Source organism: Sporosarcina sp. resist (assembly GCF_014302295.1).
Lineage (GTDB): Bacteria > Bacillota > Bacilli > Bacillales_A > Planococcaceae > Sporosarcina > Sporosarcina psychrophila.
In genome coordinates, this window is the sequence record NZ_CP060287.1 from 4349673 (window position 1) to 4376364 (window position 26692).

The following is a 26692-nucleotide window of genomic DNA, read 5'->3' on the forward strand; positions in this document are numbered from 1 at the left end:
CTGTCCACTCTGAATTACAATGCAAAAAAGCCAACCGTTTTTTCTATGATAAAAACGTTTATTATGGAAAATCTTTGTAAGTGGGAATCTCTTAGACAAATTGAAATTGGTATTCGCTCTGTGAAAATTTCCTGAATGAGATTAATTTAAAGTCCATTAGTCATTCGCAAATCAGTCGGCGGCTTATTGAATTAGATACAAGAGATTTAGTAGAATTACTTGGTCGTTTCGCCAGTAATTATTGGTTATTACAGAGGAATGCTATAGGTCACTGCAAGAGTTCCAGCGAAAAAAGAAGAAGAGTAAAGGTTGACAGAAAGTACCGGTTCCCATAACGAAGCCCATACGATATGGAGAGAATTTCGTCATTGTTAGCCCAATAACCAAAGAACATTTTTTAAATATGCAAGAGAATGACCAAAAATAAATTATTACAAAAAAGGGAACTGAGTCATTTACACAGACTCAATTCCTTTTTTAATTTTTAGTCTAACCACAAATGTAAAAGTATCGGATTTTTTATTTATTATGGTTTCTACACAACGCTAGTAAGTACCCGACACTAAGCCCCCTCACGGAAGACATAATTGTTTACAGCTCGAACTTTCCGTTTTATGCGTTAAATCGAAAACAACTAATCTTTTACTTGGCACAAATCCTCACCTTACTTCCTTATTCCAACCGAAATGAATCTACTACAAACTCCAACTCACGTATCATATTTGACACAATATCCACGTCCTCTTGGTTTAAAGGGTCATGCATTTCTTCATTTGCCTCACCAGCAATCGCCAACGTGTAGGTTTTATTACTATCATTGGTTAAGTATATTTCATCGCTATTTTCCCAGTAACTTTCCTCTAAAACTTCATCATAAATAATGATGCTAAATACGTATTGTTCAATTTCTTTCGAGTGATTTAAATAATAAAAATCGATTGTTTCCTCCGAATCATTTTCCCAGGTTCCATAACTAATCTCTACCGAATCGTTCCAAATGACTGGATAATCAAATGAGATCCCGTAGTCTTCATCTGTATAAGTTGTCAATTCTGCGTTACTCTCTACCTCAGTAAAAGAATGTACGACCGATTCGAAAACGACCGAAATGCCTGCATACCCGAATATCAACAAAAGCGTTAACCAAAAGCCTTTCCAACTACTATCACCACGTTTTCGTACTTTCTCAAGAAGCTCGTCACCTGAAAAGCGCTTTTCTAATTTGTTAATTTCCTTTTGTGCAAACTTTTTATATTCAAAATTACCCCAAATACCAAGTACCGCCGCAATACCGATGTTGATATATAAGTCAAACTGAGCGGTGGAAGCTCCTACTAAATAGTGTACTACGTCAGCTATGAGCAAAAACAGCAGTATCACTAGTACATGCTTATACATTTTCCGATAACCGAGCCAGAAAAGCGTAGCAAAGAAAGCGGCCCAGTTCCATGATCGTCGTTCGTTTTTCGCCCATTTCCCAAAGTAATACGACTCTTTATACTCGCCAACAAAAGCTTTCAACAAGTCCGGTGCTTCTGTCTCACTAGGTGTTTCCACATTACTGTCCAAAAGGTTATTTCCACAAGCCTCACAAAATTGATCTTTTTCAAAAATCGTACCCCCACAATGAGTGCAATGCATACACAATCCCCTATCCCACTGGCAAATCAATTTCATCAACTTGCTCTATATTTAGTCGTACAATCTGTTGAAGTCCCGCGTTTATTAAAGTAAATATAAAAATCCATGCGATGCTAATCAGCAAAATATATAAAAAATTAAAATTCTGCAAATAGTAGAGCGGCATATCCCAAATGGAATGCAAAATAACAGGCACTGAAAATAATTTAATGAATTTTGCATTCAATAGATGATGTTGGTTAAATAGATTTCCTTTCTTCACATACACAAGCTCTGCACCTGCTATAGCGGTCCTTCACATGTATTTTTAAGACAGCGGAAAAAACATCCCGTAAATTCACATCAATGGCACCTTGTTCTCCAACCAGTGCATTTATTTTTTCAGTAGCTTGCAAAAAAGTTCCTGTTACATGTTCTGGAACGCTTTTGGCTATTGGCTCCACCATCGCTGATGAATCTTCACCCTTTTGATTTGTATAACTACTTTTTTCTGGTTGCCTATCAAGTCGAGCACCACAAAAAGAGCAGAACTCCGCCTGCAAACGAGCTTTTTCCCCGCAGTTAAAACAAAACAAATAAAAACTCCCCCATTAATGTTTCCAGTTTAAGAGTCTATAATAATATGTATTCTTAAATTAGCGGTTCGCAGTTTTTCCAACTTTCCATATTTCCGATTTATTGTATTATACTATATTAACAGTAAATATTTTCTATTTATATAGCACTATTATATCATTCGGATTAATAAAAGAATAGGTCTGATATTAATTGTATGGATGCCTGTGTAACAAAAAACAATCCACGACTCACACAATTATATAAAACTTAAAGAAGTTTAGATGATTAGTTATTTCTTTACTCCTCAACTTATAAATATATAATCGGAGTGGATTGACTAAATAGTGTCATGTACAAGTACTTGAAATTTTAGTTCGTTGGACACTTTCGGTGGGTCGTTGGAGGCTTCTCTGAGTTGGTTGGACACTTCGAGGGTTTCGTTGGACACTCCCTTGTTGGTTGGACGCTTTCAGTGGTTCGTTGGGGGCTTTTCTTAGTTTGTTGGAGACTACGAGGGTTTTGTCGGACACTCCTTTGTTCGTTGGACACTTTGAGGCGATTCCCCAAAGACCCCAGATTTTAATTACCCGACTCTACTAGTACTCATTCAAACACGGAAAGAAAAATACGCCCTCCACCTGATCATTTACTGTGATCAAGCAGAAGGCGTATTCAATCAATATTGCAGAATTATTATCTTAGTCTTACATCAATTTCTTTATTGAAGTTAGCATAGTTACCTTGCGCATTTTGAACGGGTGACACAGTATCCCGTACAAGTTTGACTCTTAAACTCGTGACATAATTGGAATTTAAATTGGCTGTAACCGAGTTGATTGCATTCGATGAGTAAGTTCTAGAATCTACGACGTCAAGGACTATATCTCTTCCTCCATCATATACGCCATTATTATTAGTATCTAAATAAATCACATCACTAATGCCACTATTTATTGAAATATCATTCGCTACAGAAGCTTTGATACTGACAACAAATGTATCGACATTTGAATTGGGACTGTAAACGGATGCAATGGAATTGATTGGCAGAAGGTAACCATTGAGTGTAATATCAAAATCATATGCATCTAAAGAGCTAGATTGAACTGTTTCACTGAAACCAAGTACAAGTGAAGCACCATTATTAGATATGGCTGCATAATTGAATTCCGGTTGGTTTTGGTTACCGCTAACAAATGTAACTTCGCCCGCTCCAGCGGATGCAATGGTGTTTCCTGCATTGTCTCGAATATTGTTGACCGTAAATAGCGCTTTTTTAGTTGTTGTGATACTTGCAGATGGGACACGGACTGTTACGGCAACAGATGTAGCTTTATCTGCCGACCCAGTGATAACAGTTGTGACATAAGATCCTACCGGTAATGCTCTACCGTCCCACGTATAGTTATTGATGTCTTGAATCGTTGCTAGGTTCACTCCACTATCAGCGTCAATTGCTGTATAAGTAGCCGTTTGTTCAACACCAGGAACTTGTCCATTTGCTGGTGGATAGTTAGTAACAGCAACAACTACGGGACGCGTACTATCCGATGAGATGGTATTTTGAACAATAAACGTTTGTGTTGCAATCGCATTTGGATTTGGTGTGCCCGCTTTATCAACGACTGTGTTTGCTGGTAGACGTAATTGATAGGTTCCGTTTGGCAATGCCTGAGTAATTGTTAATGTATTGTTAGTAATCACTGCATTCGCCGCATTGTAATGGTTTAGGTAAATTTGAGTTGCGGCTCCTGTATTTTGATCAATGACTGTAACTGCATTTGTTCCGCCTATTGCAATATCCTCTGTAAAGTTCGCAACAATTTTGCCATCTTTATAGTCAACAGTTGTAAATGCTGGCGCAATAGTATCTTTATCGAGAGTAACGTTAGTTGAATAAAGGGCGGTGCTATTACCGACTGTATCTTTCACATCAGCGTCGACAAATAGAATGGCATTGTACGCGCCATTAAAGAATAATCCTGAACCCGTTAAGACAACCGTTTTTTCATTACTACCAGCCGAAGCTACGAGATTTGTCACCGTGCCATTTGATTGGACGAGACGTGCTTTTCCTGCAAATGAAGCAATATTCATATTTTTATCATATGTGATTTCTACTCTATTTTCTCCAATAACCTTTGTATTCAACACAGTTGGAGCAACTGTGTCAGCAGAAATTGTAACTGTCGTTTCCACTGGATTTGGAGCTATCACGTTATTCTTATAATCCTTTACATTGGTCAATTTTACTGTTGCTGCCGTACCTGCTGCAACTTGTTTGCTAGAAGTAACATCTAAACGATTTGGATTCGTTGGGTTGTTCGCAACAGTCGCTGCTGCACCATTGACATACGCTATGACTCCTGCTGCATTAACAGGTTCATCGAATAGTAGGGCAAACGAGTTCGTAGATGTTTTTCCGGCAGCTGATCCTGAAACGAGTTTCGGCGCAACTTTATCATTGGCTTTGACAATCGCTGTATACTCCTCGAACTTTTCACCTGATACGGATTTAATAGCATCAGTTAACTTAAAGGCATACTCGCCGTCAAAAATCCAATTTGCGGTAATCGTTAATGTTTTACCATCTTCGGACAATGAGCCTTTAAGTTGTCCAGGGTTCACAGTCGCGCCCGTCACCATCGTAAATGTCATATTTTGAACTTCATTCGAAGCGTTTAGTACGGTTGTTTTCGTAACAGGTGTTGCGAATTTAACTTCAACTTGTTTAGCGTTAATCGCGGTTACTTCAGTAACAAAACGATCGTCAGCAGCAAAGCTAAATGTCACAGTAATTGTTTTTTCTACTTTTGCTTCACCCTTAGTAAGCGTTACTACATAATTGCCAGCTGTTGTGCTTGCCGCCACTTTTGCTACTACGCCTTTTTCCGTAATGAGTGAATTAACATAGGTTTGAACCGCTGTAAGTTTGTTGGCATCAGTTGCCTCATTGCCACGCGAGACTGTGACTACACCAGCTTTCAATTGACCCGCTGCTGCTTCTACTGCTACCTTGTCTACATCTACTTTCGGCGTTGTGAGTGCTTCACTTCTGAAGACAAATGAAGCCATTTGTCCGCGCGTCACAAGTGCGTTCGGCGAGAATTTTGTAGGTGTTGTCCCAGTTGTAATTTCTTTGGCATACAATGTCCGGACATAGTCAATATGCCATTGCTTATCATTAATATCGCTAAATGGAAGTTTTCCAGATTTCATTTCTTCAAATTCAAAGCCGAGTACAATAATTTTTGCCATTTGTGCCCTTGACAGACTATCCCCAGGTCGGAATGTGTTATCTTCAAAACCCGAAATGACTCCCGCTTCAACAAGTGCAGCAATATATCCGTAGTATGGGCTCGTTTTGCTAACGTCTTTGAACCCTGGATTTTGGACCTCTTTCGTATCTAAGTCTAATGCAAGAGCCAATAGTTTGGCAGCATCCTGACGAGTAATGCTTTGACCTGGTTTGAATGTACCGTCTGGATATCCACTAATCATGCCTCTTGCAGTAAAGTCCATGACCGCTTCATAAAAATGATGACTTGGGATGTCCTTCACATCTGTAAATGTTGGATTGGCCGCCTGCGTATTTACGGGTGCAACCGCAACAAAAGCCCCTGCTGCAACTGTTGTTGCCAACGTAGCTTTGAATATTTTTTCATAACTAGATTTCCTCATTTTTAAACCCCCATATAATGTAGTAGTACTCTCTGTATGCCATTCGCTTTTGCCTATTCTTTATAGTAGTTAGGCTTTTCATCAATTGCGAGATAAATATGTACAAATTATTCTTACTAATAGTATAATTTAATTGGGAAATTTGTGCAACTTAGTGCCGGGTACTAGTTACTCAATTTATCAGAAGGTTACCTGCGTATAAAAACAAATACTTAGGATAATATTTTGTTCTAAAATAATTTCGTTGGACACTTTCGGTGGTTCGTTGGAGGCTTCTCTGGTTTTGTTGGGCACTCCTTTGTTGGTTGGACACTTCCCGGGAATGGTTGGACACTTTCGGCGGTTCGTTAGAGGCTTCACTGATTTCGTTGGACACTTCGAGGCAATTCCCGAAGCCCCCACTGATTCTAATTGCTCAAGTCTACTAGTACCCACACAATCATAGACAGAAAAAGACGCCTTCCGCATGATCATTTACGCTGATCAGCTGGAAGGCGTCTTCAATCGAAATTACAGGGTTCTTATCTTAGTCTTACATCAATTTCTTTATTGAAGTCCGAAATTCGGGGTACAGTTTATGCTTCAACCAGCCTTTATCCATCCATATAAATCATTCTATGGCGGGTTTGCTGAATTACGTTGGACATCATGATTTTCATTTATTCATAGTTCTTAACTAATCTTGCCTCATGATGCAATTTGCATATCAGCTAGACCAACCTGTTTCCATATCAATTCCGCCCATTCGGGGTGATCAATAAACGGATTGCGGTTTCCTTGCCATTCTTGGATGACATTGTTGCGATTCCGTTCAAATTCATCGACTGGATCTTGTTTATGCCATTCTAGTAGGACTGAAAGTTTACCATGGTATGGTGCACTTCCGTTATTGAGTTTTTCATTTAATTCGAGGTCTACACGATCGCCTTTTTCATAGCGAGTTGCCATATAGAAGAGAATTCTTGCTACGTCGCCTTTTACGCGATCTGGTGGCTCAAATGAACTTGCAGTTTTATAACATCCGTTACATCCTTTAACTGCACTTCCGCCGTTATCATAATCTAAGTTTCCTCTAGAGCTATTGACTTGTACATCTGTCGGACGTAAATGATGGATATCTGTTCCTGGCCCTAGACTTGTACCAAAGTTTCCATGTGATTTTGCCCAGGTATGTTCGCGGTTCCAATCGCCAACCAATCCGCCGTTGCGATTTTTAGCGCGGGACTCTCCCGAGTAAAACAGTATGACATTGTTGACGTTATTTGGATCCTCATCTGTTTCACGGAGTGCTTCCCATGCTTGAGCGTAGGAGAGTTGGGTATGGTCATCGATGATCTCGTGAAGTGCAGTTTTTAACGCTTGTCCGTTCTTACCAATCGCGTCTTTGTAATACGTATCTAGTGGTGACTCTTCTCCAGAATCCGCTTTAACCGTAACTGTAAAGCTAGCAGTCGTCGTTTTTTCTCCATCAGTTGCAGTAACACCTACAATATGGCTTCCTACTTCAAGTTTCAACGTTAATGTAGCTCCTTCAATTGTCCCTTTTGTTGAAGTAAATGTTAGTTCATCTTTATCGGGGTCAGAGAAGTAATCTGTTAACAAGAAGGTTAACGTTTCTCCAGTTGCAACAGTTGAATTAGGAATTGCTGTTTTTACAATTGGCGCTTTGTTTTCAGTAGGTAAAGAAGGAACCTCATTTTCGAGGTTCCCTTCTTTGTCTATGAACTGAATGTTAGCTGCAGATGCTCCATTAGTGTATTCAATTACAACATTTTCAGGAAGTTCACGAATTTGTTTTACGTTAGTTCCATCAATAATTATTTTTTGAATAGTTGTTCCTTTGAAATCAATTATTGCATCAGCATTTAATGGTTTGATTGTTATTGTTTTGTCAGCGAATCCTTCACCGTGGAATTCTGCATAATCTCCTGTGAATAAAACGCCATCTGTAATCGTTGTGTTTTCACCTAGTGTAAGTGAGATACTCGGTTTCGTAATTGTTAATTTCTTCGTAGTAAGATTTTTGAAATCATATAGTTTTTCAGGTGTGATTGGTGTTACATCTACTTCTTCGTCTTCACCTTCACCTTTTAGATCGATTTGAACCATTACTGGATCATGGTCACTTGCGCGGCCAGCCATATCCGTGAAGTCTGCGTTAATATGAAGAATATCGATTACTGTATTTTTCACTAGATTGTTAGTAACTAAAATATGATCTAGCACTTGTGAGTTACCTTGGTATAGATATGTGTAACGATCAGAAGTTTCAACTTTATTGATCATATTTGTCATTATGCTACCCTCATGAATTTTAAGAGTCTTAGAGAATTGATAATCATTAAAGTCGCCTAATGATACAACATTCGCTTTAGGATTATCCGTTTTAATATCTTTCACAAAGTTGTTTACGATAGTTGCAATTTTATGGCGTTGGATTTCGCTATCGTATTTTGGTGGTTGGATAGATCCGAATAATGGCGTATCCCCCGTTTTTGAATTCCAGTGGTTCGCAATAACAACAACACTTTCCCCTTGGAAATCAAATTGTGCTGCTAATGGTTTACGACTACTGTTAAACGCACTATTTGTTGGATCGATACGACCTGGATTATGTGTTAACTTACCGTCTTCATACCCTACAGTAGTTGTAGCAGTTCCTGGTGTAGCACCTTCTGTTAAAGTAACACGGTCCGGATTGTAGAGGAATCCAACGCGAATATTTGCATTTGGTGCGCCGCCGTCTTTGTTGTTTTCAGGGTCGATGTTGGCATACTTATATTTAACACCCCCAGCGTTTTCAATTTCAGCAATCAATCTTTCATAGCTTTGATTTGCCTTTGAATCCCCTGAACTTTCACCATTATTATCTTGAACTTCCGTTACGCCAATAATGTCCGGGTTTTGCATACCTGTAGCAAATGCACGTGCTAATTTCTGTGCTTTAGCGTTCGGAGAAGATGTTGTGTTATTCGAGAAATTTTCCAAGTTATACGAAGCAATCGTTAACTTGTCATCCGCTTTTACAATCGCCGTTTTTTCTGGTGTTGCAGCACCTTTTGTATGGGCACTCTTCATTTTAGCAAAATCAACATAGATCTTATAGTTTTGGAATGAATAGCCTACTACCCCTGTGATAGGACCTTTGAATTTATCGCCAGTTGCTACTTCGAAATCACGACCAGGTCCATTTGGCTCCAAACGGAATTGGACACGATTTGGATTTTGTTTTCCTTCTTCATATAGCACTCCGCCATGAAGTGAGTTTGTTGGTGCACTTTCAAGAACAGTTACAAGATCCCCATGTTCTTGTGGTGCTACTGCTTTCACATCAACAACTTCTACGCGCATACCTTCTATGCTCTCCCAGAAATCAATGGCATCTACTTTAGGGTTGAAAACTGATAAATTATCGCTATCAATCGCAGTAGTGGCCATTGTTTTTTCGTCGATGACGATTGGTTTTGGTAATGTTACACTACTTTCGAGTACTTTAACTTTTCCACCTTGATCATCTCGAACATTGATTTGCGTAGTTTTCAAGTCAGTTGTATTCGCATCAGAATAACCATCATAAGCATATTCACTTACTTTACCGGTAACTGATACTAGATTACCAACATTGATCGACGACGATTTAGTACCGCTGTAAAGTAAAATCGCTTCTGACGTATTTGGATTGTCATCTGCTAACGCATCAGGCGTTTGAATGTGATAATAGTATGCACCATTCAATGTGAAAGCATAGGTGACTACGCCTTCAATTCCCTCCACTGTTTGATTATTGAAGGAAGTTGTATGACCTTCTCCTTGGATATCGTGAATTTGAAGGCTGTCTGTAATTTTATATTCAAACGTCTTCACTTCACTAAAATCACCATTATTTGCTTTTACAACTGCTTTTAGTGTTGTATCTTTAGTAATTTCAATCGGATTTCCATATTTTTGACCATCAATTGTTGGATCTTTACCATCTAACGTGTAATAAATTTCCGCATTTGCTGTAGTCGTTGATAATTCTACTGTTTTCTTTCCAACAAATGTTCCACTTCCTGGGTTCGCGAAGACTGGTTGGATAATTGAGCTGTCTGCGACAATGTCTTGTTGTGAGCGTGGAATAATTTGATAGGCGCCGCTAAATTCTTGAACAATACCTGTGATTGACTCGTATGTTGTACCAGCTACTAATCCTAAGTTGCTATTTTCATCGCGAACAATAAATTCTGTTCCAGCCGTATCCGTACCTTTATAGTTTTGAGAAGCTCCAGATATCGTTACTTTATTTACTGTTACTAGTTTCGATTCGCTCGCTTCGTTCAGTTGTGCACCTGCAAGTACTTCTGGACTAGGTACTGCTTTAGATACTGGTTCACCTACAAGTGTTCCCGTTAATTGTAATAAACCATTATATTCCTCTAATGCACCATCAACTGTAATTTCATCACCCAGTTGAACATTCAGAGATGCTGGACGAACTGCAATTGCTGCCGTTCCATCTTGGATATGAATCGTATTTCTTAATTTTGCTGTTACGATACCTTTTACTGTTACTTTACCAGTTCCTTGAGCACGTGCATCTGCGATTGACATCCCTTCAACAGGTGTTTCTGGATCTGTTGAATCTGCTGCCGCAACTGCCGTCGTCGCATCACTTGTTATCGATGAACCATTATCACCATTAACGATAACTTTAATAAATTTACCTACTTGTCCCTCAACTAATGTCAGTGTCTTATTTGTAGCTCCATCAATAGTTGCGTAGACACCATCTATTGTATCAGCCGCTTGCCATTGGTAAGTTACATTTGTCGCCCCTTCATTTACTGAGGCCGTTAACGTATCACCAATTTTTGCAGTTCCAGTAATTGTTGCTGTCGTCACTTCAACTGGTTCTGTTGGATCAGTCGGTGATGAACTGTCCATTACGTGCATTCCTAAATTGGAAGAATCATTGATTGGTAATGTTGTCCATTCTACTGATGGATTGAACGCATCATCAATTTTTGTATCGCCAGTTGTAATATTGCTGTTGCGTACAAAGGTAACATCCTTACCGAAATCGGCGGATGAACCAATCTGCCCAATTGAATCGATAACAGTTCCCGCTTTCTTCAGAACAACCGGATCGTTTCCATTAAAATTAATCACACTTGAGTTTACAAGATTTCCTTTACTCGCTATATCCGCATTTGCCTGATTGTTGTATAAAACATACGTGCTCCCATCTTCCAACGTACCTGTCATTTCCAATTTTTGACCAGCTGGAGCTACCCCATTCGTATAAAGCTCAAGCGAGTATGCACTTAAATCGATTGCAGCACCAGTTCCATTGTAAATTTCAATAGCCTTGTTAAAGCTGCTTCCCTCAATATATTCAGAGATAATTAGGTCAGTTGCATTCGTAGCAGCACTTACAGTAGCAGGTATTGCCGGCACTACTAGGCCTGCTACTAGACTTGCCGCTAACATAGTATTCACAGGTTTCTTCCAATTCCTATTACTCATCTAAACAATTCTCCTTTATAAATACAGTTTTTGAGTAAAGCAAATGTGACATTGAAAGCGCAAAGCCTTGCCTACTAGCAGAAGGCTTTGCACAAAATCTTAAAGAATTGTTTCTCCATCGACAGTAATACCATCAAAGTCGAAGTTTTTTCCATCAAGCCCTGAAACATCCAAATTTCCTTCAACGGTAATGTTCGCAAATGAAACATCTCCTGTTGGAGTACCTGTAAGAATCAAGTTTCCTTTGACAACTGCATTTTTAAGAGAAGCTAAGTCTGTAATGGATACTTTCACGTCACCTTTGTAAACTTTTGGTGCATTAACTGTGCCAGAGAAATTTTCGCTTTCAATATCGCCACCAGGAATTTCAGTACCTGGTTCTTCCACAACACCTGCTACGTCTACAATACGACCTTCAATTTTAGTTGGAATTATGTTTTTTTGTGATACTAAATGTTCTCTTAAGTTCTCCCAATCGGAAAGTCCAAGATCAGTTACACGACCTGCTTCATAAGCTCTTTTTAGAACATCATAGCCGTCTCCACCTTTTGCAGTGAATGCGTTTGTTGCTACTGTATATGACTTAGCTTCTTCGATTTCAGTGTAAGTACCCTCTTCATTTTCATAAGCAATTGAAACTACACGTTGTCCAGCGGGTTTTGAAGAATCGAATTCTACTTTCGCCCCAGCTATGTGTAAAAATCCACCGCTTTCTTTCGGATAATCTTTAAAACTAATTTCGAATGTAGCTTTTAATTCGGAACCTGTGAGATCCATTGTTGCTAATGTGTTACCAAATGGAAGTACTGTGATTACTTCACCCACCGTGATTGGTCCCGCTCCTATAGAGGCTCTAATTCCTCCACCATTTTGGAATGCCATAATTACTTTTTTATCTTTTACATATCCTTGCGCTTTCGCAAGCATGCCATCTGTAATTAAGTTCCCTAGAATCGTCTCACTAGCTCGTACACTTGTGCCCGGTACATAACCTACATCCGATGTTCTTGGACTTAATAGGGCATTCACAAGTGTGACTCCAATTTCCTCGTTATTAACAGTAGCGATTTTATCCTTATAAGGTTTTAAGAGCTTAACTGCCTCTGCATCATCAGGAATTACATATAAAACATTTCCTTTTTCATCTTTTTTATCTTTACCCTCAGCATCTTTTTGCGTTTTATTGATTTCAATTAATTTTCCTGCATGACCAACAACGACACCATTTTTATCAAATTCAACGTCTAAAGTCCCAAGGTAATCTGAATATTGATACGCTTGTACAATAATTGTTTTATCTTTCGTTTTCCCATTTCCATCTTTGTCTACAACTACCGGCTTGTCTAATTGAGTATGACTATGTCCACCCACAATTACGTCAATTCCAGCTACATGTGCAGCTAGTTCTTGGTCATTGTCCATAGCGGCATTATCATCAAAACCAATATGTGTAAGTGCAACGATTTTGTTCACGCCCATTGCTTCAAATTCAGCAACCATTTTTTTCGCATCTGCAATATAGTTTGAGAATGTAATTTTCCCTGGGCTTGCAATGTCCGCCGTTTCAGCAGTTGTAAGTCCAAAGATACCGACTTTTTCTCCATTTATTTCTTTTACAATTCCCGTATATATATTACTTTTTTTAGGAGTTGTCGAAATTTTTGTATTGAACAATCCATCAAACAATGGATCTTTCGAAAAATCTACGTTCGATGATACAAATGGGAAGTCTGCTGCTTTAATGAAGTCGACCAATGCTTTGTGACCTTCCGCTGATGAACCAAGGTCAAACTCATGGTTACCAAATGTCATAGCATCGACCTTCATTAAATTCATAAATTTCAAGTCTGCTTGGCCTAGGAATTCATTGAAATATAAAGTACCTGAGAAAACATCTCCTGCATTTAGTAACAATGCATCCGGTTTAACTGTGCGTACTTCTTTTACTGCTGTAACAAGCTTTGGTGCTTTGTCGGTATTCGCATGTATATCATTTACGTGCATTAAAGAAAGATTAAACGCTTTTCCATCATCGATGATTGGTGGATTCGGATTTGGGTTTGGATTCGGGCTAGGGTCCCTATCTGAGCCTGTGTTTCCACTACTAGTACCACCGCTATTGGATCCATCAAAATTCACAATAACATCTTTTAACGTTATTCCCTCTGGTAGGTCAAAACTAGCAACTTTTGTTCTATCTCCTAATGTAATTGTCGTACCTTTAAGTTTAACAATGACTTTTTGGATTTCCCCAATTGTTAAGAGCTTCAAGTCAATCTTGTATTCGACGATAACATTTTTGATAGTGGCTGTTCCATCAATCGACAATGCATTAGGCGTGTTCACTGATAGGTTGTCCACTGACGCGTCAAGTGTTACCTTCGTTGCACCTTTTTCGACAGTCACTTTTGGCAATGTAATTCCCTTATCGGCTTTTAAGTGGACGTTCGATAAAAGAGTGAAGCCTTGGGCTGTTGAATTCCCTTTTACTTCAATTAGTACTTTTTTACTCTTCGACACTTCAACTGTTTGGATGATAGAGTCCGTAAAAACAAAACTTGGTTCTTTCATTTCTACAGCAGCTGTTGAAAACACTTTATTGACTTGGCTTACTGAGGTTTTATCGGTAAGATTTATTCCCCCTAAAACCGTCATTCCATTCGCTTTGAAACTGTTTTCTACCTCTGTCCCTATCTCCAAATTGCCTGCAATCGTTATGTTTTTCAATGAAACATAATCACCATTAACACGTACTGTTCCTGCAAATTTAAATCCTTGTCCATCTAGTACAACATTGTTTGTTTCATTGCCATTCGCTGTAAGTTCAATTGAAGCAATTTCAATGAGTACGCCGTCTTTAACTGTATAGTCTAAGACTGCTCCTGAAAGAGCTGCCGAATTGGAAGCATTTAAAACTTTCTTCATGTCCGCGGACATTGCATATGTTCCAGTCGATAGCTTAACGGACTCACTTGTTACGCTAACCAGTTTTCCCGTATTTTTGACTGTGGAGTCATTTTGATCAACAAGGGAAGCCGTTTCACTTCGAACGATTAAAGAAGCCATTTGCCCTCTTGTAACGAAAGCATTCGGTTCAAATGTAGTTGGTGTGGTTCCAGTTGTAATTTCATTGGTGATCAAAGCTTGGACATAATCTGCAAACCAGTGTTCAGCTTTCACATCTTTAAATGGGCTATTCGTAAGCTTGGCCTCTTCTAGATTAAATCCGATACTTATCATCTTGGCTATGTGGGCACGTGTCAGTGACCCACCAGGCTTAAATGTCTTATCGTTATACCCTTTTACTATGCCTGCTTCAACAAGGGCAGCAATTGATCCATAATGCGGATCAGTCACTTTCACATCTTTGAATCCCGGGTTTTTCACGTTTTTTGTGTCTAATCCAAGTGTTTGCGCTAAAACGCTTGCAATTTGTCCCCGAGTTACTGACTGATTAGGTTTAAAAGTACCATCGGCAAAACCTTTTACTATACCTCTAGAAGCCAGACTTCTAACACTGTCATAGAAATGATGACTTTCAATATCCTTTACATCAGAAAACGTGGGAATTTTCACCTCATCGGCTTGTGTATATACTGGTGCAGCTACTGCAATTGTTCCCGTTGCTACCGCTACAGCTAATGACGCCCCGAATACTTTTTGATATGGATTGGTATGCTTCTTCATTTACTGACCTCCTTTAATCGTATGTAATTTGAGGATTAAGTTAATCCTTAAATTAATAGTATCATGCTGAATTCCTTTAAATGTAAAGTGATTATTAATATTGGAGTGTATTGTTATTTCATTGTAAAAAGTGTTAAATTTATATTGGAATTTTAATGAGATCACTTCGTGGCTGTCCATTTTATCTATTTTCATGAATCCACTCCTATTCATAAATTTCTTCCAAAATGACATGAGGTCAATAGTTTATCTCTATCTCACATATGTCCACTTCAAGCATACAATTCTAATAGTATTATGTTAATTTAAATATTCAGACAAAATAATGGGTTTTCGACCTAATAATAAGTTTTAGTAGTTCACATCCTATTAACTTACATAATATTTTAGGTGATTATGTAATAAGGTGTAGAAAACTTTTTCTATATTTTAAGCGAGTAGAGAATCATAAATAGTATTTTAACCATCGCAGAAACAACACTAGTAAACGACAATTAGGTGATTCAAAACTTGCAATGTGAAAAGATCACAATAAGTACCTCCCCTGGTGATTGTGTGCGTGCCCGTGCAACAGAAAACAACCAATATTTCACACAATTATATAAAAATTCAGAGCGATTTAGATGATTAGCCACTTCTCTACTCATCGATCAATATATGTAATTGTAGTTAATTACTCTATATCATCTTGTGCAGGTACCGGAAATTTAAATCGTGGGATCGGCTTGTTTCCTTCAACAGGCGTAACGATACAATATCCAACCGTTTAGCAGGTACTCGCTTCCCCTTTTCCTTCACCACTAAAAACTCCAACTGCTCCACAGTTATTTCATAGTTCTTCAACTATTTTTCTCTTCCAATAGAAATAGCCCTACCTCCGTTGGCGGAAGTGGGACCTTCATGTTTGTATTCAGAATTATTATATATAGTTGATACAGCAGTTACAAAGGCAATGAAGTACCTAGACAATAAATTAACTATTTCGTTACAAATAACTTCAACATAATGCGAAACCATTACAATCTAACAGTTTCATAATTACTCTTTAGTCGCCTTTCAATAGGCAATACTAGAAGTATTGAATAAAAGGAAACCCCCTCGACCGATTGCTCGATCGAAGGACTAGTTTCTTTAGTGTTAAACTTAACTGATAGAATTGTGCGCGAGTTTATCGAGTGACTGGCACAGGGATATTTCTTCTGGGCTACGAATCGTGCGATCCTTGTATAATAGACTCGTTTCCTTCACCATTCTCAACGACACAATGTCCACTCATTTAGCAGGGCACTCGCTTTCTTTCTTTCTTTCTTTCTTTCTTTCTTTCTTTCTTTCTTCCCTCACTGTCAAAAATCCCAACTGCTCCACATTTGCTTTTGGTTCATAGTTCTTCATCTATTTTTCTCCTCCAATTAAATAAATCCTGCCTCCGCCATGGGAAGTAGATCATTATGATTATATATGGTTAAAAAATAAAAACAGCTCCATCCAGATTTCAAATCTGGATGGAGCTGTTTTTTCGTTAATACCCCGGTACCAATAGCCCACATCACTAAAAGTTCATAAACTGGTATCCTTTTCACCACTTTTCTTTTATATAGAGGATGAAAGCCAACATTTTGGCGAACATGTTGATCAAGACATTTTGTCTTATGGATCTTCTAACGCATATATTGACGATCAGGAGGAAAAGATTCAACTTCTATCCCGTTATTTTGATATTTACCAATTTAGGAACACGAACAGCTGTGTATAGTAAGTAATAGACGATGAGTGCGATTACGTATGCTTACTTTTGATTCATCTTGGATGTACACTAAGACGTATCCTACTTATTCATCGTTTAGGACTCGGACCATTCGTTCACTTCCCTTTAAATCTTTATTGCAGTCAGTTTCAGTTTATTGGCCTCATGTTCTGTTACTAAATCTCCTTAGTTGACACGAGTTCGTGGACGCGCCAATCATCATGAATTTTTTTCACCAGTACAATCGTTGTAAATTTTTTATTTTTGGAGACTTCTGGATAATGGATGACAAACTCCTCCGTTGTTGTAACCTTCCATGTTTCTGCACCAGCTTCTTCCACCTTTTCCACCACGGAACTTATCAACTGTTCAGTAATCCCCTTGGACTCGAGATAGTCAATATAGTCCCTCGATTCTTTTTTCCGAGGTCCATCATTAGTAATCAGGTGTTCCACATATGAAAAATCGCGGGCATTGATTGCCTCAACACTCCGATTGACATAATGAAACATGAATGACTCTAGCTCCTCTCTTAAAAGACTCTCTTTTTCCGCTTGTACTGTGTCAACGCCCGGCTGATGCAGCGTTCCCGAACCATGAAGAGTGGTTGTCACATCAACGTTCGACCATGTGCTTATTGAATTTTGCACAAACCATTTCTGCTTGCCTTCATCGTAAATGAGTTCTACTTCACAAACATGAACGGCCTCACTGAGAGAAGGTGTGTCGGAAAGCGAATGCTCATCATCCATGAATCGAAACTCCGCATGTATGGAAATGCCTTGATCCGAATCATCCAGTACATTCACCGAGTTTTCATCGATATTCAATTCTTCGAATTCCCCTGTAACATACCTGTTATTGTTAATTAGCGGAGCAAGGATATTCTTTTGTAAGAGGTCATTTAATGACTCCGTTGTCGTTGAATAAACGTCTGTACTCCTTTTCGCTTTCGACTCGATATACTCTTCCCCGAATTGCTTTAACGTGTCCATTACTTTTTTCAATTCCGCTTGTGAAAGAATATCCGCCCTCATCACCTGATATTCACTTTCAATCGTCGTTTCATTTGTAGACACTTCTCCCCATGGATATTGCACGACGACTTTCGCCTTTTGCGAGCCGTCAAATAAAATCGGACCAATCTCCACCGTTTCTCCATATTCGTCAATAGGGATTTTTTCATCATTAATTACAACGTAGATATCTTTCATGATAGTTGATGAATAGTTAGCTATTTCAAATACGGCATTGCCGAGCGGTAAATCTACATTAATCGATGAAGGTATGTCTTTTGCATTGATTAATGCCAGTTCGCTTTTAGCCGTCCCTTTTCCATACTTCCCTTTAAAGGTTGTTTTCACTTCGTAAACGCCTGGTGTTAGCGGGCCGTATGTAACTGAATCTTTTTTTCTTTTTTCTTCTCTCATTTCAATCTCGTTGAACGTAAATACAAGACTTTCTATTGGGCCATCATAGAAAGCATATTGATCGACTGCTTCCATTTTGTATTTTTTGAATAGGCCTAGTAATTTGCCGTGTTGCCGAACAGAGGTTAGTAATTGTACAGGTTTTCCCCCCTCCTCTTTTACGAGTTTCACCATTGCATTCGCTTCTTGCTCGCTAATCGCACTGCCGTCTTCATGGACAACAAGAGTCTGAAGTCCCTTAGCATTCTCATTCGATATAGCTTCTGCAAACCTTTTGGACGTGCTTTCCCGTGAATAATGGGTATTTGCCCAAACAATGAAACCAATTAGAAGGACGGTAATTACTGCGATGATTCTATACACCGCTTTTCGTTTTTTAGATAAAGGCTGTTTAGGTACAACAGTTTCTTTGTGATGCCTTGTACCGCAATTTGTGCAAACAACGTCTTCGCTTTTCAATTGTTGTCCACACTCTTGACAAAATCGACTCATTTATACACTCTCACTTTCTACTTTACCAGTGGCAATCTCTAAAATAAGTTCATTATTATCCGGGTGTATTCTTCTAACGATTCCTGAACCAGATGGTTGATAATTCTCCATCCTTTGTAGTCATAATGCTTAGTGTATTATCCCCAAGAGAGAATTCCTGATAATCTTCTTGATCCCTTCCGTCATAACCGCTGTTGATTGGCTTGCCTAAAAGTTGTTTTAACTCGACCGGATCATTAGTTACCGAGCTGCCCTCTAGAGCGATAGTTGTAATTTCCCGTGTATCCTCATCATAGAAGTAAGCAAAGCCAGCGGGAAATGAATAGTACATCCCACCCTCATAATAACTATTCTCAATATAACTCGGAAAAACGATTCTTCGAAGAATTCCACGTCCAGCCGAGCCCTTCATCCGGATCACCCATACCATTGAAATATGAATACGATTGCAAATAGCGATCACCGATGATTTTGACGGTATTATTTGAAACAGCAAGTCCCGAGTATTCGTCAAACACGATTTCTTTCATTTCCCCATCTGCATAGATCCACATAATCAAATAGCTTACTGGAGAAGCTTCGATTTGTGCCAAACTGACAATCGTTTGATTACCCATTTTGTATTCCTTGAATGGAAATTGTTGTTGACTGATGATAATCTGTTTTTCACAAATGGAAAGGTTATCTTGCAAGATACCATTTCCCCATCGATATCAGCTAAAAAGAAAGCATAATTTCCCATGTATTGCCGATCTCCTTCCGCACCAAAGGAGGAGGTTAATGCTACTTCCTCAATCGTTGCGTCCAACGCTACCACATATAGATCTGCAATAATTTTGCCGTTTTGGATCGTCGCCGTATGGATTGCTCTGGATTTTAACTGATCAATCGGGACAGATTTTTCCCCTTTTTCAACTACCTTACTCTTTCCGTCCGCATAAGCTTCATCCTTCGAGACAACTTTCACAACCTTAACGAAAGGGTAGATTCCCAACTTCTTTTCCTGTTTCATTCTGAAGATTTCATTGCCATCTTCATGTGATATAATTTTTGTTAGGCCAGTCTTGTACACTGATTCTGCATTTTCATTCAACATAGTAGAAAACCCAATTAAATCTCGGTCTTTTACATAGCGCAAAAATGCTTTTCTATTTGACGGGTCACTCTTGGAGCTATCCAACTCCTTATAAAAAAGCATCCACTTCATCGTTAATGAGAGCGTTATATATTCGCTGAACGGATTGATCCAGAGAGGTTATGTATTTAGCATAATAATGCCCGCTTAAAGCAACCGCAATAAGGAGAAGGGCTAAAGAGAGAAGCACTTTTTTTAATGAATTTGATGGTTTTTCTTTTTTCTTTACAGCAACATACGTGGTTCCACATTTCGAACAAAAATGCTGCTCTTACTGTAATTCGGAACCACATTCGGAACATATCTTTTCCAAGTAAATCCTCCTGACGATGATAAATAAAAGAGAAGGCACTTATTTCTATCTCTATACGTTGTTGAACATATAGAGACAAAAGTGGCCTTCCCTTATTCTTTAATATAAAATATAATTCTTGTTATTTATCGGCTTGCTAATCTTTTCTTCAAGAAACCACCAATTGCGAAGCAGATTGCCGCCATCACAAATGTACTCAAGAAAGAAGGTAGGATTGAGGAATAGATGGCAATGTTCGTTCCTTCTTGATCGGCAAATACTTCAAACTTAAGTCTACTTGCAACACTCAACACCGTCATGACAAGTGCATAGAATCCACCGAATAAAAGAATTTGCTGTATTTGTGACTGATGCGTTTTGAACAAACGGAAACCCGCAAAGATTAGCAATACTGCCGGCAAAAGGAAACTGAGTTTGACGAGTGTCGGAAGCGTTCCATCCGTCAATACCAACGTATTTAACATATCTTCGAGTTCATAATCCTCGGCAATTGAATTTTGAATGCCCTTGGCGCTACTGAATAGATTAATCGAGATGGAATGGACTCCATCCCACATTCCCATCTTAAATGCCAGCGGATTAAAATGAGCCAAGTTCATAATCCAAATGGATGCATGAGTTAATGCTAATGGTAATACTACTGCAATAATTGGGGCAGTTCCAACACCTACTATTTCACTCACATCCATTGAGGAAAACCCAATTATTGAAATGACAGCCAGAATGACGATGAAAAGGAGCATTGAATATACCGTATATTGTACATACTGCGATTTCTCGTGTAAAAACACAAAAATATTCTTTCCATAATACGTAAAATAGGCTGAAACCCCTGTAACTATCAGTGCTAAGAATAGTCCGGTTAGTAATGCATCAATAAATGAAAATTTCAATACAGCTTGAATCGACAGAATTTCTCCGAATACCCCTTTTGAATCTGTTCCAAATTTCACTTTCGAGATCAAGGCACTAATCACTATAAATAGGGTATAAATACCAGAGAAAATAATAAGTGGTTCACCCAATGACGATTTCGATTTCCTTGCCAAATATCCTAGAACGACCCCTACGATGAGCAGAACCGCAATGGGAACAATCAAACCTGCAAGCATCAGATTTTCCTGATGGAAAGTAACTTTCGTCGATTCGCTGAACGCATTGGCATCCAAGTCAAACGTCGTATTTATATTATGAAGTAGTGTGACAAACGTTGTGATGCCGTAAATTGTAGGTAGCGATAATGACATGCCTGATTCCGATTTAATTTGTTCCTCAACAAAACTTAAACTCCGCAACTCTTTTGCCGATACCACTTCACCTTCTGTCTCTTCAATGAAGTCTAGAAACATTTGTTCAGCGTAATTCATGATAGTCCCAGCACTCACAAGTACGAGGACAATCGCTAGAACCGCTGCAATCAAAGCATTCTTCATATTGTTTTTTGATAAAAAACTACTCGAATTGAACGTCGGTAAATCGACCTTCTTCGATGGAATTTGAATCGCCTGGATGACACTTTGCGTAGTTTGCAAACTGAAACCTGATAGATTCCCTCCGCAATGGAGGCAATACTGTGCGGAAGAAGCAACTTTCCCGCCACAACTTGCACAAAACTCTATTTTCGACCTATTTGCTTTGCCGTTTATTTTTGTTTCAAGAACGGCCCCGTCTGCCGTACAATAATTACTGTAAATGGGATGATTTGTCCCGCATTCATTACAAAACAATCCATTTCCCCCTATCCTTGAATAACAGTCCCGCAGCACGGACAAAATGCCGCCGATTCCGGAATGTCCTCATTGCATTGCAAACAAATTTTCGTCTCTTCTTTTACTTTTATTTCAATATTGACCGCATTTCCACAGGAGCCGCAAAACTTATCATTTGGCTGAGCGGGATTTTTACAATTCGAGCACAGATGTGATTGACTTGCATCAAGCTGGAGTTGTTCAAGATTTTTGGCTAACTCATATATCTCTTTATCAACCTGCTCGATTTGCGATGAAATTCGCGTGAAATCTTCATCGTGTACTAGTCCGAACCGCACTTTTTTATGTATGCTGTTGCCAATTTCCACGATGCTTTCCAATCGTTTTTGTCGCAACTGATCGATTGCCTGACGGAGCTGGCTCGCTTCTTGCACTGTCTGCATCTTTTGTTTACCTTGTTGCAGCGTATCTTGGATTTTGTTCAATCCGCCACCGATTTTTGTTTGTATTGTACTCAACAAAAATTCCCCCTCGTTTAATATTTATCTCGATTCGTGTCTTTGATGTGTATTTCCACAATTTCGAATTGACCGAAAGAGTTCTCAATCAGATCATATTCTTTATTTCGATCATAGTTTGTCGTTTGACTGAGGTGATTCTCAAATAAGAACGTTTCACGGACCTGCAACTTTATAAGGTTGCCTTCCACTTTTCCACCTGTTACTTCATTCGTCATGAATTCATACAAGTAGTACGTACCATCCGCTTCCGCAATGAACTTTTTCAACTCACCATACGCTTTCCCAGACGGTTGTAAATAGGATGTAATATAATCGAAACTTCGGTTATTGAGTGCGTCTTCATAGGCATGTCGGAAAATGACATAGGTTTCGGAAGCTTGGCGGATCAACTCTTTGTCTTCATCCGCTTTTTCTAACTGTTCTATTTCTGCATGCTCTTTTGCTTGCGCCTCTTGTTCCGCTTTTATCAACGAAGGAAAAGCGAAAGTAATTGAATCACCGGGTTTACCGCTAACCTTTTCGGACTCCTCCGTTTTATCACCTTCGATTGTCCGAACAGCATGGAACATAGCCCCTTTTCCAAAAATTGGCTCAATTGTTCCGATGTCCTGAATCGACTTATCAGTAGTTTTCCCATTCACATACAGGATACTGTCTACTGATTCCCCTTCAAATTCGATGGAATAGGAGGTACTCAGTAAACAAATCGATGCTGATTCTAAAAATATATCTCGGTCGATTTTTGCAGTGCCTTCCGACTCAAAGAATGTATTTTTCCCATTCAGTGTTACAGTGTACTCATCCGGTAATACTTTATTAATCGTAATCGATTTGCCGTCAATCGGAAATTCCTCACCGGCAATGGTCAATATCGTATTATTAAGATCCGTATCAATCACCAATGACTGTGACACCGGCTCAATCAAAGCCCTCGGATAAAAATAAAGCCACTTATCGTGCTTAATACGAAATACTTCGATTCCATGATTATCCAGCACAATTTCCGTCAATTCTGATTTTTTCACCCGTTCAACCGCATCAGACAGCTCCTCGTAGAATTCGGGCAAGAAATCATTATTTAAATTCTTCGTAAAGCTTCCTTCTACATACAGGACCCCCTCAGGAATAGTCAATTCCGCAAATAGGGCCTTACCGTTTTCATCAATGATTGCATTGTAAATATTTTTCAACTGTTTTGTACTGTCGGTTACATGAGATAAAATAAAATGAGTGCCAATCGACAACACACATAACACCGCAATGATCGAAAGTAGAACTTTCGCTTTCAACGGCATAGGTTTTCGCTGTTTTGTCTGGTATTCTGTTGATTGAACTGAAGTCGAATCTGGTATAGGTGTCCCGCATGTTGAACAAAAAACAAGCTCCGGAGAAAGTTCTTCTCCACACTTCTTACAAAACTTTTGACCCACTTAGTTTCCCCCTTCCTTTATAGTAAGTAACGTTATACTTTCCTTATTCATTATAGTTAAAATTACTCGGTTTGTGAAGTTGTTTATAAGAATATTTACCTATTTAATAAATGGACAATAGTCACCCACGGCCAATATGCCATGTATTCGTATGACTACTATATATGTTGAACTAATGATTTCTCCAACGAAGGCGCCGCATAGGGGTAGCCGAAGCAATAAGACTGACAGCGGTTTTCTGTCTGGCTTATTGCGGGAGGCATCCCCAAGCGCCGAACGTTGTTGAAAGGTTTCTTTAAGTCAACATATATACTTCAAAAAATGTAGTTTTGAGAAAAATTAAGTCAGTAGTAATATTTAACTACTTCACAAATATGCCGAAGTAGAAGGGAAATGGCGGATTCTTCTCTAGATTTGATGGAGACCTCACCGGATTGGTTGGACACTTTACTGATTATGTTGGATGCTTACCCGAAAACAGTTCAATTCCGAAAGGTGACAGTCACCCAGGCTACTCTGAAAATACTCCGATAATTCCTCTTTTGGAACCTCTTCCAAAAACAGCACCCTCCAACTTCCAAAGCCGAGTGGAGCTGTTTCTATTTTCACTGTTCACATGCAATCAAATCTATTTCTCGGTCACTTTTTTGCGTCGAAAGCACTTGGGATGCAAACGATTTGTACTTCGTTTTACCACCTACGTTTTTGATGGAGTCGGAAAGAACCGACAGGGGAAAGGAATTGTTTGCTGCACTGCGCAAGGTCACTAGGGTTGCAACATAGTAGAACGAATAATTCATACAGTTAAATTTACATATAAAAAAAGGTCAGACATTCACGTAAATGTCTGACCTTCATTTTATTATCATGAAATAGTAGCAAACTTTCCGAATCAAATCGTGCACTGGTACCTGAAGTTTCGATCAAAGGACTATTTTCCATTCAACACCTATCCCCCATCAACAGAAGTAAATTGTCTTAATAATGCAGTGCATCCGAACTAATTACTCAAATGACTTAATCAAATCAACATTATGTTTTTCGACTGCGGAGAGTATTCCTTTGTAAGACGAGTTTGGATAGTACCAGGCTTGATTATTAAAGTAGTTTTGCAGATCTGCCGAATCAAAAACAAATCCATGGCGGGCGTAAATTTCGTTTCTAGCTATACGTAAATTACTCTTTGAAAGTCCATTAAGATCCGAATCTGATAGGGTATAGTAATCACTAGATGGAATTATATAATAGTTATACATGCCACCTACTGGAACTTCCCGTATTACTTCCTTTATAACGACCTTTTGGGATGCTTGCTGTTCTTTGTTCTTTTCATCAGTTTGTTTTTTCTCTTCATCCTTCTTTTTCTGGGCTGCCGCTAGTTGTAGTAGTTGTTTACTATCCTCTGCTTTTACGAACTCCAATGTTTTCTTAGTCTGTGCGCCTGAAAGTATCAACTTTACTTCGTCCTCCACTTTTTCGTTCCCAACCATTGTGATTGTCCTCAACTGGTATACACCTGGTAAGAAGGGACCGTATTCATTCGTGTCACCCGCTTTTTCTATATATCCTAGTTCTTGATCATTTAAAAAGATTATCGTTTTATCTCCCGCAGCCGATGCCACAATGGTATATCCACTCGGATCAATGACATAACGTGTTACCAGTCCATACACTTTCCCCTTCTTATACATAGTAAATAGTGTATTCGTTAAGGAATCATTAGAAATAGATTGTTTAATTTCTTGGAATGCAGATGGATTCTGATCTAGTAAATCAAACAATGCAATTAAACTGTCATGGGTTATTTTTATTCGAGGATCACTAGGAACAATAAGCTCTTTGAGAGTACGTTCATCCTTTTGGCTAAGTGCTGTTAAAAATCTATCTATTACAGCTTCTTCGCCATGCTTTTGCTTTAATCCTTGATATCCGGCAACAGCCAGCAATAACAGAATGGCTACACTTGCAAAGATGCCAATTTTCTTTTTCTGTCCTCGATTCGGCTTTCTTTTCGGGGCATCAGTAATTGTTAATGAGCTCCCGCAATTCAAACAAAATGAAGTATCTATAGCGTGGTTTTCCCCGCATTCTTTGCACTTATTCATAGACTTCCCCCGTCATAATTAAAATATTTTCAAAAATTAGCTCCGTTAATAAAAATTACTTAGGTAATGACCGACAAGGAAAATAAATTCTTTATTAACATATACCTTCATCACATCTTCACTGAATGAGCTGTTTTATCTAATCAATCAAATCCGTGTAGTTGACTACCACTATGTACCAACACATGTCCCTAATTATACCATAAAGTAATCATTATGCATCACTAAGTTCGAACCTTTTCCAGATACATTAAACTTTAAAATCGAACATAGTAGCCTTTCCTTTAACCGAGTGTAAACAATCTGCAGAAACCGACCAGCGACTAGTTGTGTGAGTCGCGCTAAAAATTGGCACCCAAAAATTATAGTGTTCATTTTGTTCAACCGACAATCCGCTGTAGCAATACGCTCCACTGAGTTGTGTGAATGCCTAGCACCCCGATAATACGCTCGATAAATATTGACGAAAGACGATGTCTTGGCACACAGCCATGCAAAAAACTACTGCATATAAAAATTCACAATTTCATAACACCTTTCTTTTGCTAAAGCCCCTTGCGTCTCGATGTATAGAACGGACTCAAATGATCCGCGCGTAAATTCTGCGCTATTCTTACTTGCCGTACTGTCACGATATGTGATCCACTTACGCTGCTCGATACGCAAATTATCCATCTCCGTTGCGGTTAATTGTATTTTAGCTGATAGTGCCCGCTTCCCGAAATTCACATCCATTCATCA

General features: G+C 38.8%; 14 protein-coding genes. All 14 read right to left on the bottom strand.

Going from position 1 to position 26692, the window contains the following annotated elements; translation table 11 throughout:
* Positions 1-672 precede the first annotated feature (672 nt).
* Entirely contained in the window at positions 673-1569 is an 897-nt protein-coding gene (locus H7992_RS20850; protein WP_187045884.1) for a DUF2628 domain-containing protein, read from the bottom strand.
* A 311-nt stretch (positions 1570-1880) separates the two neighbouring features.
* A complete protein-coding gene (locus tag H7992_RS24900) occupies positions 1881-2216 on the bottom strand; it encodes a hypothetical protein (protein ID WP_255428513.1) in 336 nt (111 codons plus the stop codon).
* 676 nt (positions 2217-2892) lie between these two features.
* Positions 2893-5880, bottom strand: a complete 2988-nt coding sequence (locus H7992_RS20860) for an S-layer homology domain-containing protein (RefSeq protein WP_187045885.1) — start codon at positions 5878-5880, stop codon at positions 2893-2895.
* A gap of 687 nt (positions 5881-6567) precedes the next feature.
* Entirely contained in the window at positions 6568-11385 is a 4818-nt protein-coding gene (locus H7992_RS20865; RefSeq protein ID WP_187045886.1) for an endonuclease, read from the bottom strand.
* A 99-nt stretch (positions 11386-11484) separates the two neighbouring features.
* Entirely contained in the window at positions 11485-15072 is a 3588-nt protein-coding gene (locus tag H7992_RS25175; RefSeq protein ID WP_187045887.1) for an S-layer homology domain-containing protein, read from the bottom strand.
* A 1920-nt stretch (positions 15073-16992) separates the two neighbouring features.
* Positions 16993-18738 carry a TcaA NTF2-like domain-containing protein gene (locus H7992_RS20875; protein ID WP_187045888.1) on the bottom strand — a complete coding sequence of 582 codons (1746 nt, stop codon included), beginning with the start codon at positions 18736-18738 and terminating at the stop codon, positions 16993-16995.
* A 73-nt stretch (positions 18739-18811) separates the two neighbouring features.
* Complete coding sequence (locus H7992_RS20880) at positions 18812-19069, bottom strand: hypothetical protein (RefSeq protein WP_187045889.1); 258 nt, start codon at positions 19067-19069, stop codon at positions 18812-18814.
* A 22-nt stretch (positions 19070-19091) separates the two neighbouring features.
* Positions 19092-19355: a hypothetical protein gene (locus H7992_RS20885; RefSeq protein WP_187045890.1), complete on the bottom strand. Its 264-nt coding sequence runs from the start codon at positions 19353-19355 to the stop codon at positions 19092-19094.
* Positions 19304-19936, bottom strand: coding sequence for a hypothetical protein (locus H7992_RS20890; protein ID WP_187045891.1), 633 nt, complete (start codon positions 19934-19936; stop codon positions 19304-19306). The genes H7992_RS20885 and H7992_RS20890 overlap by 52 nt, the downstream gene beginning before the upstream one ends.
* Before the next feature lie 375 nt (positions 19937-20311).
* The gene (locus tag H7992_RS20895) at positions 20312-21913 is read right to left on the bottom strand and encodes a zinc ribbon domain-containing protein (RefSeq protein WP_187045892.1); all 1602 of its coding nucleotides are present in this window, start codon (positions 21911-21913) and stop codon (positions 20312-20314) included.
* Between the two features lie 11 nt (positions 21914-21924).
* Positions 21925-22413 (bottom strand): zinc ribbon domain-containing protein, encoded by a 489-nt coding sequence (locus tag H7992_RS20900; protein ID WP_187045893.1) that lies wholly within the window; start codon positions 22411-22413, stop codon positions 21925-21927.
* A gap of 17 nt (positions 22414-22430) precedes the next feature.
* Positions 22431-23846, bottom strand: coding sequence for a TcaA NTF2-like domain-containing protein (locus tag H7992_RS20905; RefSeq protein ID WP_187045894.1), 1416 nt, complete (start codon positions 23844-23846; stop codon positions 22431-22433).
* Between the two features lie 1004 nt (positions 23847-24850).
* Positions 24851-25951 (bottom strand): YARHG domain-containing protein, encoded by a 1101-nt coding sequence (locus tag H7992_RS20910; RefSeq protein ID WP_187045895.1) that lies wholly within the window; start codon positions 25949-25951, stop codon positions 24851-24853.
* 501 nt (positions 25952-26452) lie between these two features.
* Positions 26453-26680 (bottom strand): lysozyme inhibitor LprI family protein, encoded by a 228-nt coding sequence (locus H7992_RS20915; protein ID WP_187045896.1) that lies wholly within the window; start codon positions 26678-26680, stop codon positions 26453-26455.
* Positions 26681-26692: the final 12 nt, after the last annotated feature.